Here is a 14,196-nt window from a genome sequence, read left to right on the forward strand (position 1 = left end):
GACCAATGCCGGGCGCCTGGTGTCCAGGCTATTCCGCAATGGCGCTCACCATGGTCTTGGTGAGTGACTGGGATGTCGAGAAATAGTCCTTCCAGGGATCGGGCAGGCTGGCCCGGTGGGCGGCGTCGGCCAGGCTGAACTGGTTGGCCGCCTTGATCGCTGCCAATTCATCCCAGCGGACCGGCACAGCCGCCGGTGCCCCCTGCCGCGAGCGGCTCGACCAGGGGGCGATGGCGGTCGAGCCACGCTCGTTGCGCAGATAGTCGATGAAGAGCTTGCCCTGGCGCTTGGCCTTGCTCATCGTGGCGATGAAACGATCGGGCTCCCTGTCGGCCAGGCGCTGGGCAAAGGCCTTGCAGAAGATTTTCACCTCCGGCCATTCGGTGCTGGGGCGCAGCGGGGCAATGACATGCACGCCCTTGCCGCCGGTGACCAGCGCATAGCTTTGCAGCCCCCACGTCTCAAGCTCGGCGCGGATATCCACGGCGGCGGCGCGCACCTCGGCAAAGCCGAGGCCCTCGTCGGGGTCGATGTCGAAGACGATGCGCTCGGGCTTCTCGATATTTTCGGTGCGGGCGCCCCAGAGGTGCCATTCCAGCACGTTCATCTGCGTGCCGGCGATCAGCCCCGCCAGATTGTCGATATAGAAGTAGTTTTCGCGGCTGCCGTCCTTCTCGGTGATGGGCAGCGACTTCATCGCGTCGGGAAATCCGCCGGTATCGTGCTTCTGGAAGAAGCAGTATTTGGCCCGGCCCTGGGGACAGCGCAGCAGGCTGAGCGGCCGGTTCTCGATATGAGGCAGCATGCGGTCGGCCACGACGGCGTAATAGGCGACCAGATCGGCCTTGGTCACGCCCTGGCCGGGATAGACCACCCGATCAGGGCTGGTGAGCTTGATGCCCGCCGCCTCCGCGGCATCGCTGCCCATCCGGGCGCTCAACGCCTGGGCATGATTGGCGGCCGCAGCGGATTGTTCGATATTTCCAGTTCGGGCGGGCATGGTGGCGCTCATATGCTGGTCATTCACAAGCAAACGGCGGCCCTCGGCGCTTTGTTCCGGCAGCCAGGCGGTTCGCCCGATCCAATGGATCGGACGAACTCGATTCCCCCGCGCAGGCTAGCGGCCGCTCACCCAGGCGCCGGTCGCGCCATAGCGGGTGCCGGCGAACTTTTCCGGCGCCAGCAGAATGCCCAGCGTTTCACGCTCGGCTGGCGTCAGGGCGATATTCGCCGCCGCGACATTCTGCTCGAGATGGCCGATCTTGCGGGCTCCGGGGATGGGCACGATGAAATCGCCCTGGTTGATCACCCAGGCCAGCGCGAGCTGGGCGGCACTTACCCCCTTGTCGGCCGCCATCTCTTCCAGAAGCCGCACCAGGGCGGCATTGCTCGCCATGTTTTCGGGGCTGAAACGGGGCAGTGTGCGCCGGAAATCGCCGGCCTCGAAATCCTCTGGCTTTTGCAGCTTGCCCGTCAGGAACCCGCGGCCAAGCGGGCTGAAGGGCACGAAACCGATCCCCAGTTCGCGGCAGGCATCGAGGATTTCGCCTTCCGGATTGCGGGTCCAGAGCGAATATTCGCTTTGCAGCGCAGCGATGGGGTGCACGGCATGGGCCCGGCGGATCATGTCGGCACCGGTCTCGGACAGCCCGATGGCCCGAACCTTGCCCGCTGCCACTAGATCAGCCATGGCCCCCACCGTCTCCTCGACCGGCACCTGCGGATCGAGCCGGTGCTGGTAGAGCAGATCGATCGCCTCGATGCCCAGCCGCTGCAACGAGGCTTCGGTGGCCGCGCGCACATGCTCGGGCCGGCCATCGACACCGCTCATGGCGGCGACGCCCGTCTTGCCCGCATCGATGCGAAAGCCGACCTTGGTGGCGATCACCACCTTGCCCCGATAGGGCTTCAGCGCCTTGCCGACCAGGATTTCGTTTTCAAACGGACCATAGACTTCGGCGGTATCGAACAGGGTCACGCCCAGGTCGACCGCGTGATGCAGCGTGCGGATGGCGTCGGCTTCGTCCTGGCCACCATAGGCATGGCTCATGCCCATGCAGCCCAGCCCGACCGCCGATACGGTCAGATCGGAGCCAAGTTTGCGCATGGCAGGTGCCTCAGCGGGCCCGCCGTGTTGCGGCGGGTTTGCGCTGCCGTTCTGGGAGTGTGGTGTCATAGTCTAGAATCCTCGTTAGGCCGGCATAGCCGGCGATCTTGGTGTCGAGGACGAGAAGGCAATCGCCGAGTTCGGCCAGACGTGCCCGCACGCGATCGCGGTGGACCTCGAGCAGGTGACGGCGTTCCGCCTCCGTGCCCGGGCCAAGCTCGCGCAAGGCGGCATAGCGCAGCATGTCCCGGATCGGCATTCCGGTCGTCTTCAAACGCCCCAGAAAATCGATCCAGTTCAGGATGGATGCGTCATAGTCACGAAGCCCGGACGCGTTCCGATCGGCATAGGGCAGCAGCCCGATCCGCTCGTAATAACGGATGGTATGAGCTGACAATCCCGAGCGTTTCGCCAGTTCGCCAATCTTCACCACAGACCGCCTTTCGCCACGACGCCTGCCAAGCTACGGCTTCGAGCGCACTCTAAGTCAAGGGGCGATTTGGCTGGTCCCGGTCGGCAACGGGAACCCTCGGTTCAGGCGGCGTTGCGCTCGTCGGCGTCCACCCCCAGTCGGGATAGCAATTGCGAGCGGATGGCATCGAAGCGCGGATCGCCGTGACGGCGGCGGCCGGGCAGGTCCACGGCGAGGTCCTCGATGAAGCGGCCGCGATCGAGCACCAGAATGCGGTCGGCCAGGGAAATGGCCTCGTCCACATCATGGGTCACCAGCAGCACGGCGGGCCGGTGGCGGGCGCAGAGTTCGCGCAGCAGGCCATGCATCTTGAGCCGGGTCAGCGCATCAAGCGCCCCGAAGGGCTCGTCGGCCAGCAGCAGCGCCGGCTCGCGCACCAGGGAGCGGGCCAGGGCCACGCGCTGCTGCTCGCCGCCCGAAAGCTGGATCGGCCAGGCGGTTTCGCGGCCGGCCAGACCCACTTCGGCCAATGCCTTGCGGCCGGCCTGCTGCCGGGCGCCGGACAGGCCCAGCGTCACATTCTGGATGACATTGCGCCAGGGCAGGAGGCGGGCATCCTGGAAGACGACCGACAGCCGATCGGGGACGGCAAGGCTGCCGGTGCCCGCCACCTCGTAATCGAGCCCCGCCAGTGCCCGCAGGAAAGTGCTCTTGCCCGATCCGCTCTTGCCCAAAAGGGCAATGAATTCCCCCGGCGCGATATCAAGGTCGACATCGTCGAGAATAGTGGTCGGCCCGAAGCGCCGCGTCAGGCGGCGGACTTCAACCGCGTTCAGTGAGCCAGCGTGCGGCGCCATGAGAGCAGCCTCCGTTCGAGCAGGCGGACAATGCCGTCCGAGGCCAGGCCCAGCAGGGCATAGACGACCAGACCCACAATGATGATCTGGGTCTGGCCATAGGTGCGGGCGAGTTCGATCATATAGCCCAGACCGGAGGTGGCATTGATCTGTTCGACCACCACCAGCGACACCCAGCACAGCGTCACTGCGAAGCGCAGGCCCAGGAGGAAACCGGGAACCGCGCCGGGCAGCACGACCTGGAGCAGGAAATCGCGCTGGCTCATGCGCAGCGTTTCGGCCAGTTCGACATAGCGCTCGTCGATGGCCCGCAGCGCGTTATGGGTATGCATGTAGATCGGCACGATAACGCCCAGGGTGATGATGGTGACCTTCATGGTCTCCCCCAGGCCCAGCCAGAGGATGAGCAGCGGGATCATGGCCAGGGTCGGCACGGCTCGCTTGATCTGGATCGGCCCGTCGATCAGCGCTTCCCCGACCCGCGACAGGCCCGAAACCACGGCCAGCAGCAGCCCGATGACAATGCCGAAGCCCAGGCCCAGCAGGGCCCTGACCGACGAGGTCAGAAAATTCGATTGCAGCCGGCCATCGGCGATCAATTCACCGAAAGTGGCGATAACAGTCCAGGGCGAGGGCAGGATGCGCGGATCGATCAGGTTCAGCGCCGAACCGGCGACCCAGGCCAGCACCAGCACGAGCGGCCCGATCTGGAGGCCGAAGGGAATGGCCGGCCCCGGCCCCAGCCGCCGCTTCCTGCGGATGGCGGGGACAGCGGGAGATGCCGGCGCCTCGAGACCTTTCGGGACGGCAGGCGCTGCCGGTCGCTCGCGTTCGAGCAGGGCCGTTTCCCCTGCACTATTGCTGCTCAGATAGGTCATTGCCGATCTCCTGAGATGGGTTTGGCTGTTATTTGCTCGCCAGCGCCGCGGCGCCCAGGGCTTCAAATCGCCGATCGAAAATCTGTTCGGCGCTGTAGGGCTCGTAGCCCAGCTCGGCCGCCAGCAGGTCGATGGTCTGCTGGTGCCGCGCCACCACCTCGTCCCAGCTGGCGGGCACGACCTGGTTGCCGGTCAGCTCGACCAGATATTGCCCATCCTCGGCGCTGAGGCCCTGATCCCTAACGTAATAGCCCTCGACCCAGGCTTCGGGATTGTCGTTCACCCATTGGGTGGCGCGGGCCCAGAAGTCGACATAGACGGCAAGGGCCGCGGCCTTGGCCGGATCGTCCAGCACCCATTGAGGTGCATAGAGGTGGCTCGGATCATCGCGCAGGCCGTGTTCGACCAGGGTCGCGCCATCGGCGCCATATTGGTTGACGTATCGGCGGATATTGACCCCGCCAATGGGGGCGATATCGACCTGATGGCTGGCCAGCGCCACCGGATAGACATCGGCCGTGCTGGGCAGTTCGACCAGGGTCACGTCGTTCCTTGTGAGCCCGGCCGCCTGCAGGGCCCGCAGCACCAGCGCGCCCTGCGCCTGGCCGGGGCTGAAGGCAATGCGCTTGCCGCGGAAATCGGCAAGGCTCTTGGCCTCGACACCGGGCGCGATGCCGAAGCGGTAGATCGGATGGCCAATGGGGTCTTCGCGCTCGCGATAGGCGATATTGCGGACGGGCAGATTGTTCCAATTGGCGAAGATGGAGGGGATCTCGGCGACCGAGCCGACATCGAGCGCTCGTGCGCGGAAGGCCTCCGAGGTCTGCGGCCCGCCGCTGAGATTAACCCATTCGATCTCGAAGGGGATCTCATCGATCAGCCCCGACAGTTGCAGCGCCTTCTGCGTCTGGGGGTCGCCGACGACCAGCTTGGTTCCCGCCGGCACCTCGGCGAGCAGGGGCGCTGGCTCCTGGGCCTGCGTCAGGCCAAGGGTCATGGCCGAGACGAGCGAAGCGGCGAGGATGAGGGTTGCGGTTCTACGGCCTTGCTGCATTTCTGTTCCATCCGAGGGGTGACAACAGAACGGTAGGCCTAAATATCCACTAATTCTATAGACATTAAAAGATCGGTTTACCCAATCTCACCGGGTTGGGAGAAAGAGTGTCGCATAGCCCGGCATGGCAAGAAAAGCGGCGAGGGTTGCCATTAGGTCCCGCGCAGCCGGATTGTCGGATTTCTTCAATCCTGCGGGGCGCGTCCGCTCTAGAAAGATCGGTATCGGGCTCACCAAGCCACAGGAGACACAGATGCCGAACGTCAACGCAATTCTCAAATCCACCGCTGCCGCACTTACGCTGGTGCTGCTGAGCCACCCCGTTTCCGGTGCCGAGCAGGTTCTCGAGCTGCCCGGCGGCATCAAGGGCACGCTGGCGCTGCCCGATGGCGAGGCCACCGGGCAGGCCGTGGTCATGCTGCATGGCTTTGGCAGTTCGCGCGATGAAGTGGGCGGGCTTTTTGCCATGCAGGCCGCTGCCCTGGCCGCCGAAGGCATAGCCTCGCTGCGCATCGATTTCCGCGGCTATGGCGAAAGCGCCGGCGATATGGCCGATACCACGCTTGAAGGCCTTATTGCCGATGCCGATGCCGCCCGCACGGCCCTTGCCGGGCTCGATGGCGTGGACCCCGACCGGATCGGGGTCATCGGCTACAGCTTTGGTGCTGCCGTCGCCATGCTGGAGCCGGACGCGTTTGCCGCGGTCGCCGTCTGGGGCCAGATGGGAGACCTGCAGGCCGAGTTCGAAGAATTTCTCGGCCAGGATTTCTACGCCAAGGCCGCCACCGATGGCATTGCAAGCGCCGACCTCGGATGGCGGACGATTTCGCTCAAGCAGGCATTTTTCGACAGTCTGGCCAAGCACGACCTGGCAGAGCGCTTTGCCGGCTATGAAGGCCCCTTCCTCACCATTGCCGGCGAGGCCGATCCGGCCGCCGCCTATTTCGATCAATATCTGGCATTGGCAGCCGGCCCAACCGAAGCGGTGACCATTCCCGGCGCCGACCACATGCTGGGCGTCTTCAGCGAGCAACCCGAGATCGGCGCCGAGGTCATCGAAAAGACCACCGCCTGGCTGCGCGACGCCCTTTGATGCAGCGGGCCGGGCCTGGTGCCCGGCCCTGCTTTGCCAAGGCTTGCAGTGCCGCCATGGGGATGGTCAGTTGGACCTTGCCAAACAGCATCGCGAAAGAGCCCAGATGACCACCACTCCGTCCCAGCGCCCGCTCAACAAGGTGAGCATCAAATGGAACATGGTGGAGGAGCCGGGCCTGACGATAACAGACAAATTCCTGCTGCTGGCCGATCTGGGTTTTGATGGCGTCGAGCTCGATGCGCCCAATGATTTGCCCATGGATGAGGTTCTGAACGCGCAGCGGCGCAGCGGGCTGGCCATTCCCGGCGTGGTCAATTCCATGCATTGGAAAGCCCCGCTGACCGATCCCGATCCTGCTACACGCGAAATATCCATCGCCGCGATCCGTACCGCTCTCGACACCGCCCGCGCCTATGGCGCCAGCACCGTCCTGGTCGTGCCGGGCGTGGTCAATGCCGGCACCAGCTATGCCCGGGCCTTTGAGCTGGCGCAGGCCGGGCTGGGTGGAGTTCTCGACCGAGCCGAGGCGACAGGGGTTTCCCTCGCCGTGGAAAATGTCTGGAACGACTTCCTGCTCAGCCCGCTCGAAGCGGCGCGGTTCGTCGACGGCTTCGATCATCCCCGGATCGGCTGGTATTTCGATGTCGGCAATATCCTGCGCTATGGCCGCCCCGCCCATTGGATCGAAGCGCTGGGCCAGCGCATCCTCAAGGTCGACGTCAAGGAGTTCAGCCTCGACCGCATGAACAGCCTGGGCCCCTGGAAGGGCTTTGATGTCGAGCTGGGCGATGGTGACTGCGATTGGGCCGCGGTCAATACCGCGCTGCGTGCCGCCGGCTATTCCGGCTGGGCTTCCATCGAAGTGCCGGGCGGCGATCGCCATCGGTTGAAGGAATTGAAAGAGCGCTTCGACCGCATCGCGGCGCTTTAGGTCGAGCGCCGGTTCCAGTGTTTATTCTGGAGGCGCTTAAAGGCGCGGTGTCATCCCGGCGCAGGCCGGGATCCATGCTGAAGGCCATTGTCGCTACCCAGTGCGGGGAGAGGGCACAGCATGGATTCCGGTCGGAGCCTGTCCTCGGGCGCGAAGCGTCCCGGGGGCCGGAATGACATCGTAGGTGGATGCAAGTCCAAAGTGGACACTCCCCATCAAGGGAGAGAAGCAGGCGGTTCTACGCTAGACCTCCCTATCCACGGGCTCTCACCCCCCAATCTCCGCCAACATCCGCCGGATATTACCCAGGCTGGTCTGACAGGCGGACAATGTCGGTTCAGCCCCTTCATATTCAAGCGAGACAAAGCCGTCATAGCCCGAGCCCACGACGGCCTCGAGGATCATCCGGGTTTCGAGATCACCAAAACCAAACACCGAACCGCGAATGAATTGCCCGCCCAGGGTTTCGAGCCACCCCGGCCCCGGCGATGTGCGGCGGACATAGAAATCCTTGAGATGAACGAAGCTGGCATCGGCCAGACTCGCCCGCGTGCCGACCAGCGCATCCTCGTCGACGCAGAGGAAATTGCCGACATCGACAGTGAATTTGAAATTGGGCCGGTCAACCCCATGCAGCAGCCGCTTGATGCGGGCGCTCGAATTCATGAAGAAGCCATGGTCCTCGACGCTGGTGGTCACCCCCTGGCTTACGGCGAAATCCGCTATCTCCTGGCAGGCCGCGACAATGGTGGCAAAGGCCCCCTCGAATTCCCCCGCACTGCCCAGCCGATGGGCCCAATTGACCACGTCATGGCGCAGGAACCCCACTTCGAGCCGGTTGCAGAGTTCGACATGGCGCTTGACCAGCTCGATCTGCTCCTGCCGCTCGGCCGGCTCGACAAAGGCGAATCGGGCGCCCAGGCAGATGCCGGAAATGGGGATACCCGTCTGCTTCGTCTGGGCCTGCAGCCGGCTCAGCACTTCGGCATCGGCCGTCAGGTCATAGGCGGCCTCCTCGCCGGGGCGGGCAAATGAGAACGTTGCAATTTCCAGATGCTCGGCCTGATTGGCGCTGAGCCAGCCGAAAACATCCTCGATTCCCATGGCGCCGCTCGCGAGCAGGGGACGAAAACTATAGGAGGAAAGACCAAGCTTCATGGGAGGACTCGCGCTGGAACGGTTGAACAATCGACGCCGGAGCGGAAGCTGTCAACGAGGCGATTGACAGCAAGCGGCCGCTATTCTCTTCTGGCGCCCGGTAGATCGTTGCAACGAGCGGATAGCGCCCATGTCTGAAGACTTCATCGATGTCGTCATCGTCGGCAGCGGGCCGACCGGCTCGGCCTATGCGCGAATCATTCGCCGCGACTGGCCCGAAGCCCGCATCCTGATGGTCGAGGCCGGTCCGCAGATCCTGCCGCAGACCGGGGCGCATCTGGACAATATCGCTGATCTCAAGGAGCGTGCCGCGCTTGAAGTGCAGGCCCAAGGCGGCGATCGCACGCCACGCATCCCTATGAGCAAAGAAGAATGGGAAGCGCGCCGCGCTGGGGGCTTTGATGCCTCGCAATTGCGCCGCTCAGGCCTATTCATCGCCAACGAATCCGATCCCGCAGAAAACCTGTTTGCGGGCTTTTCGGCCGCCAATGTCGGTGGCATGGGCACCAAGTGGTCCACTGGCACGCCAACGCCGTCACAGGTCGAACGCGTGCCGTTCATCCCGGCGGACGAATTGGCCGCAGCCATCACCGTCGCCGAAGGTCTGCTCGGCACCAACAAAAACCCCCATCCCGACGACCAGACCGCCATTGCCATGCGCGAAAAGCTGGGCGCCGTGTTCAACCCGGGCCGCAGTTCCGACCGTTTCGTACAGCCCATGCCGCTGGCCGTAACGCCCGGACCCAATGGGCTGCGCTACCACGGTACCGACGTGGTGCTCGGGCCCATGGTGGACGAGCCGGCTGAAAGCTTCCAGATTCTGGCGGAAACCGCCTGCCGGCGCGTGGTCTACGAGGGGAGCAGGGTTACCGGGGTAGAACTCGCCCATCCGGGTCAGGACGATACCTGGTTTGTCGCCGCCGGCACCGTCATTGTCGCCTGTGACGCGCTGCATTCACCCCAATTGCTGCATGCGTCAGGCATTCGCCCGCAGGCTCTGGGGCGTTACCTCAATGACCATTTCATCATCTCGCAAATGGCTGAGATGCACAGTGATGTGCCCATGCAGGCGATGAGCTGGATTCCGCCGACCAATGATTTTCCGTTCACCGTCACCATCCACCCGACTTCTTTCACCAGCATTACGCGTCCGGACGGCTTTACCGGCCAGCCGGTCGGCATGGGCGTTTTCTGCCCCGCCGATCTCAATCCTGACAATCGCGTCACGTTCGACGACAGCAAGCGCGACTGGATGGGCCTGCCGGCCATTTCCATCCAGTGGCGCGAGTCCGAGGGAGATAAGGCGCGCCAGGACTACGCCAAGCAAACGGCCCGCAAGATTGCCGAAATCATCGGCCGCCCCGCACCGGGCTTTGCCACTATCGTACAGCCCGTCGGCAGCTCGCTGCACTACCAGGGCACGGTCCGGATGGGCGAAAAGGACGACGGCACCAGCGTCTGCGACCGCAATAGCCGCGTCTGGGGCTTTGACAATCTTTACGTCGCGGGCAATGGCGTCATCCCCACCGTGACCGCCACCAATCCGACGCTTTATTCGGTTGCCCTGGCCACCTTTGGCGCACGGCAGATCGCCCGCGAAGGGCGCCAGCGCCAGGCCGCCTGACCCAAATACGAATGGAATGAATTTTATGCCAGAAAAGCGATTGTCGGTGCTCGTCGTCGGGCTGGGCCAGATGGGCCGCAGCCATGCCATGGCCTACCACACCCATCCCGGTTTCGAGGTGGTGGGCCTGGTCAACCGCTCGGTGCCAAGCCTGCCGGCCGAGCTTGCGGACTATCCGCTGCGGCACGATTTTGCCGCCGCGCTGGCCGAATTCAAACCCGACCTGGTGTCGATCGCCACCCACACCAATACCCATGCGGACCTGGCCATAGCGGCCATGGAGAGCGGCGCGCATGTCTTTGTCGAAAAGCCGCTGGCCGCCACGGCCGAGGATGCCGAACGCGTCGTCGCCGCCGCCAAGGCCAATGGGCGCAAGCTCGTCATCGGCTATATCCTGCGCCACCATCCCTCCTGGATGCGGCTCATCGAAGAAGCCAGGGGCCTGGGCGGGCCCTATGTGTTCCGCATGAACCTCAACCAGCAATCGAGCGGGGCGGCCTGGGGCATCCATCGCCAGATCATGCAGACCACTTCGCCCATCGTCGATTGCGGGGTGCATTATGTCGATGTCATGTGCCAGATCACCGATGCCAAGCCCGTCGAAGTGCGCGGCATGGGGGTGAACCTGGCCCAAGGCCTGCCCCAGGGCATGTATAATTACGGCCATTTCCAGGTGCTGTTCGACGATGGGAGCGTGGGCTGGTACGAGGCCGGCTGGGGTCCGATGATGTCGGAAACCGCCTATTTCGTCAAAGACGTGATCTCCCCGCGCGGTTCGGTCTCCATCGTCATGGATGGCGGGGCAAGCTCGGCCGATATCAATGCCCATACCCAGACCTCGCGCCTTCTGGTGCATCACGCCGAAACCGATGCCAGCGACACCTTCGTCAAATCTGACGACTGGCTGGACATGCATGACGAGCCCGGCCACCAGGCGCTCTGCGACCGCGAGCAGGATTTCGTCTATCGCGCCATTGCCGATGACCTCGACCTCACCCGGCACATGGCCGATGGTGTCACCTCGCTGCGCATCTGCCTTGCCGCCGACGAAAGCGTGCGCAGCGGGCAGCCGGTGCGGCTCTAGGGACAAGATCATAGCCTTGGGCGCGCGAACCCATTAATGAGGGGCGCGCGGGAGCGCAGTGGTTCCCGCCGATCCAGGGAATGCCATGTCTGTCCAGACCCGGCCCAGGCGCCTGACCACGCGCGATATCGGGGCCAAAAAGCGCAATGGCGAGAAGATCGCCATGCTCACCGCCTATGATCATGTGACCGCGGGATTGCTCGACCAAGCCGGCATAGACGTGCTGCTGGTCGGCGATAGCCTGGGCAATGTGGTGCTGGGCTACGAAACCACGCTTCCTGTAACGCTGGCCGATATGAGCCGGCATGCCGCCGCCGTGCAGCGGGGGAGCAGCCAAGCCCTCGTCGTCTGCGACCTGCCCTTCGGCACCGCGACCGATCCCGAAACGGCCTTGCGCAGCGCGGTAATGCTGCTGCAGGAAACCGGCGTCCAGGCCGTCAAGATCGAGGGCGGCGCTTCCGCTGCCCCCATCGTCGCCCGGCTGGTACAGCAGGGCATTGCCGTCATGGCCCATATCGGGCTCACCCCGCAATCGGTGCATCAATTGGGCGGCTATTACCGCCATGGCAAGGACGAGGACCAGGCCCGCGATCTCATCGCCGCCGCCAAGGCTCTGCAGGAGGCGGGCGCCTTTGCCATCGTGCTCGAATTCCTGGTTCCCGAGCTCGCTGCCAAGATCACCGCCCAACTGGATATCCCGACGATCGGCATCGGCTCGGGCCCCGATTGCGCCGGCCAGGTACTGGTGATCAACGATCTGATCGGCCTCAGCATCCAGCCGCCGCCCAGCTTCGCCAAGCCGAAAGCCGATATCGCCGCGATTGTCCGGGAGGCCGCCGCTGCCTATATCGCAGAGGTCAAAGCCCCGGCCGAGGAGACGCCTTGAATGGCCAGCAATATCCTGATCGCCGTTACCGGCAGTATTTCAGCCTATAAGATTGCCGACGTGGTCTCGGCCCTCACCAAGCAAGGCCACCAGGTGCAATGCATCCTCAGCGCCAGCGCCCAGCACTTCATCACCCCGCTGGTGCTCGAGACCCTGAGCGGGCGGCCGGTCAAGTCGGACCTCTTCGGCGCCGATATTTCGGGCACCGAACATATCGACCTGGCGCGTTGGGCCGATGTCTTCGTGGTGGCTCCGGCCACCGCCAATGTGCTGGCCAAGCTGGCGCTGGGCCTGGCCGATGACCTGCTGACCACGGTAGCGTTGGCGACCACCGCCCCCCTGCTCATCGCCCCGGCCATGAATACGATGATGTGGGAGCATCCCGCGACGCAGGCGCATCTGGCCGTGTTGCAGCAGCGCGGCGCCGGCGTGATCGATCCGGCGGCGGGGACGCTCGCCTGTGGCGAAGTGGGTGTGGGGAAACTGGCGCCAATTCCGGCCATTGTCGCAGCCATCGAAGCAGCTCTCGTGCAGCCCAGTACCGACCTGGCCGGCCGCAAAGTGCTCATCACCGCCGGCCCGACCACGAGCCCGATCGACGCGGTGCGCTATATCACCAATCATTCGACCGGCCGCATGGGCGCGGCCATGGCCGAGGAAGCCCTGCGCCGGGGCGCCGAAGTGCGCTATGTGCTGGGCACGGACAAGGGCGTTGTCCGCCCCGTCCCGCCGCGCGGCAGTGCCGGCCGGCTGACCCTGGTTGAGGTCACGACCGCCGAGGACATGGCCGAAAAGGCCCTTTCCTTCCTGCCCGAGGTGGATGGCGTCATCGCCACCGCCGCCGTACTCGACTATCGCGTGGCCGTGCCGTCCGCCAATAAGCTCAAGCGCAATGCCGAGGCCACGAGCCTGGACATGGTGCCCTCGGTCGACGTGCTGGGCGCGCTGCGGCAGGCGGCCAATGGGCAATGGTTCCTGGGCTTTGCTGCCGAGACCGACGATGTCGAAGGCAATGGCCGCAAGAAGCTCGATGGCAAGAAGCTCGATTTCCTCTTTGCCAATCCGGTGGCCCGGGCCGGGGAAACCAGCACAACGGGATTTTCCGTCCCCACCAATGGCGGCACGCTACTACGCGCAAAGGGCGAGCCGGTAACGCTGCCGGTCATGAGCAAGCAAGACCTCGCCAAACAGCTTTGGAACCTTATTGCATGATCACGATTTTGCGGACCGTCGCCGAAGTGCGGTCCTGGCGCGACGGTCTGCCGCGCGACGAAAAGCTCGGTTTCGTGCCCACAATGGGCGCGCTCCATGCCGGGCATATGAGCCTGATGGCGCTGGCGCGGGAACAGGCCGGCACTGTCATTGCCAGCATTTTTGTCAACCCGCTGCAATTCGGCGCCAACGAAGACCTCAGCAAATATCCGCGCCCCATCGAAAAGGACCTCGCCCTGCTCGAAGCGGCCGGGGTCGACGCGGTCTTCCTGCCGCCGGTGCATGAACTCTATCCCGAAGACGCCTCGACCTTCGTCACCGAGGAGGCCGTATCGGCGCCTCTTTGCGGCGCCGTCCGGCCGGGACATTTCCGCGGCGTCACGACAGTCGTGCTCAAGCTCTTCAACATCGTTCGCCCCGATATCGCGGTGTTCGGCCAGAAGGACGCCCAGCAATGCCTCGTCATCGAGCGCATGGTGCGCGATCTCAACCTGCCGGTAGAGATCGTCCGCGGCCCCATCGTGCGCGAAGCCGATGGCCTGGCGCTCAGCTCCCGCAATATCTACCTGGCCCCGGAAGACCGGCAGGCCGCCCCCGCCATTTTCGCCAGCCTCCAGGCGGCGCAGCGAGCCTTCGAGAACGGTGAACGCAATGCCGCCAAGCTGGCCGAAATTGGCCGGTCAAGCCTTGCCGCCGAGCCGCGTATCGCCGTGCAATATTGGGACGTCCGGCACCCCCAAAGCCTTGAGGCCATCGAGACCATCGGCCCCGAAGGCGCCATCTTCGCCGTCGCCGCCCACCTGGGCAACACCAGGCTCATCGACAATCTGGTGGTGGGTTAGGCCGTCCCAGCTTCCCGCCAGGGACGCCACCACTTGCGCCGCCCCCTCAATTCAT

At 64.5% G+C, this 14,196-nt stretch carries 14 protein-coding genes; 7 read left to right on the forward strand and 7 right to left on the reverse strand.

Annotated elements, in window-relative coordinates; genetic code table 11:
• Window positions 1-28: 28 nt before the first annotated feature.
• The 6 genes from ligD to QQL79_RS16420 form a co-directional block, all read right to left on the reverse strand.
• Window positions 29-1,000 (reverse strand): non-homologous end-joining DNA ligase, encoded by a 972-nt coding sequence (gene ligD, locus QQL79_RS16395; protein ID WP_284392632.1) that lies wholly within the window; start codon window positions 998-1,000, stop codon window positions 29-31.
• A 117-nt stretch (window positions 1,001-1,117) separates the two neighbouring features.
• A complete protein-coding gene (locus QQL79_RS16400; protein WP_284392633.1) occupies window positions 1,118-2,107 on the reverse strand; it encodes an aldo/keto reductase in 990 nt (329 codons plus the stop codon).
• 10 nt (window positions 2,108-2,117) lie between these two features.
• Entirely contained in the window at window positions 2,118-2,537 is a 420-nt protein-coding gene (locus tag QQL79_RS16405) for a MerR family transcriptional regulator (RefSeq protein ID WP_284392634.1), read from the reverse strand.
• A gap of 104 nt (window positions 2,538-2,641) precedes the next feature.
• Window positions 2,642-3,376, reverse strand: coding sequence for an ABC transporter ATP-binding protein (locus QQL79_RS16410; RefSeq protein WP_284392635.1), 735 nt, complete (start codon window positions 3,374-3,376; stop codon window positions 2,642-2,644).
• Window positions 3,352-4,254, reverse strand: coding sequence for an ABC transporter permease (locus QQL79_RS16415; RefSeq protein ID WP_284392636.1), 903 nt, complete (start codon window positions 4,252-4,254; stop codon window positions 3,352-3,354). The genes QQL79_RS16410 and QQL79_RS16415 overlap by 25 nt, the downstream gene beginning before the upstream one ends.
• A gap of 28 nt (window positions 4,255-4,282) precedes the next feature.
• Window positions 4,283-5,251 (reverse strand): ABC transporter substrate-binding protein, encoded by a 969-nt coding sequence (locus tag QQL79_RS16420; RefSeq protein WP_284392911.1) that lies wholly within the window; start codon window positions 5,249-5,251, stop codon window positions 4,283-4,285.
• Window positions 5,252-5,561: 310 nt separating this feature from the next.
• Here QQL79_RS16420 and QQL79_RS16425 point away from each other — a divergent pair, with 310 nt between their 5' ends.
• Window positions 5,562-6,401 (forward strand): alpha/beta hydrolase family protein, encoded by an 840-nt coding sequence (locus QQL79_RS16425; RefSeq protein WP_284392638.1) that lies wholly within the window; start codon window positions 5,562-5,564, stop codon window positions 6,399-6,401.
• Window positions 6,402-6,507: 106 nt separating this feature from the next.
• The gene (locus QQL79_RS16430; protein ID WP_284392639.1) at window positions 6,508-7,335 is read left to right on the forward strand and encodes a sugar phosphate isomerase/epimerase family protein; all 828 of its coding nucleotides are present in this window, start codon (window positions 6,508-6,510) and stop codon (window positions 7,333-7,335) included.
• Window positions 7,336-7,602: 267 nt separating this feature from the next.
• On the opposite strand, the gene QQL79_RS16435 is transcribed toward QQL79_RS16430, so the two are convergent.
• Window positions 7,603-8,493: a sugar phosphate isomerase/epimerase family protein gene (locus tag QQL79_RS16435; RefSeq protein WP_284392641.1), complete on the reverse strand. Its 891-nt coding sequence runs from the start codon at window positions 8,491-8,493 to the stop codon at window positions 7,603-7,605.
• Window positions 8,494-8,623: 130 nt separating this feature from the next.
• Here QQL79_RS16435 and QQL79_RS16440 point away from each other — a divergent pair, with 130 nt between their 5' ends.
• From QQL79_RS16440 to panC, 5 genes are all read left to right on the forward strand, one after another.
• The gene (locus QQL79_RS16440; RefSeq protein ID WP_284392642.1) at window positions 8,624-10,117 is read left to right on the forward strand and encodes a GMC oxidoreductase; all 1,494 of its coding nucleotides are present in this window, start codon (window positions 8,624-8,626) and stop codon (window positions 10,115-10,117) included.
• Between the two features lie 25 nt (window positions 10,118-10,142).
• A complete protein-coding gene (locus tag QQL79_RS16445; RefSeq protein WP_284392643.1) occupies window positions 10,143-11,201 on the forward strand; it encodes a Gfo/Idh/MocA family protein in 1,059 nt (352 codons plus the stop codon).
• Window positions 11,202-11,286: 85 nt separating this feature from the next.
• On the forward strand, window positions 11,287-12,087 hold the full coding sequence (gene panB / locus QQL79_RS16450; RefSeq protein WP_284392644.1) for a 3-methyl-2-oxobutanoate hydroxymethyltransferase: 801 nt from the start codon (window positions 11,287-11,289) through the stop codon (window positions 12,085-12,087).
• Window positions 12,088-13,299 (forward strand): bifunctional phosphopantothenoylcysteine decarboxylase/phosphopantothenate--cysteine ligase CoaBC, encoded by a 1,212-nt coding sequence (coaBC, locus tag QQL79_RS16455; RefSeq protein ID WP_284392645.1) that lies wholly within the window; start codon window positions 12,088-12,090, stop codon window positions 13,297-13,299. It begins immediately after the preceding gene.
• Window positions 13,296-14,141: a pantoate--beta-alanine ligase gene (gene panC / locus QQL79_RS16460; protein WP_284392646.1), complete on the forward strand. Its 846-nt coding sequence runs from the start codon at window positions 13,296-13,298 to the stop codon at window positions 14,139-14,141. The genes coaBC and panC overlap by 4 nt, the downstream gene beginning before the upstream one ends.
• Window positions 14,142-14,196 lie beyond the last annotated feature (55 nt).

Origin of the sequence: Devosia yakushimensis (assembly GCF_030159855.1) — a bacterium.
GTDB lineage: Bacteria > Pseudomonadota > Alphaproteobacteria > Rhizobiales > Devosiaceae > Devosia > Devosia yakushimensis.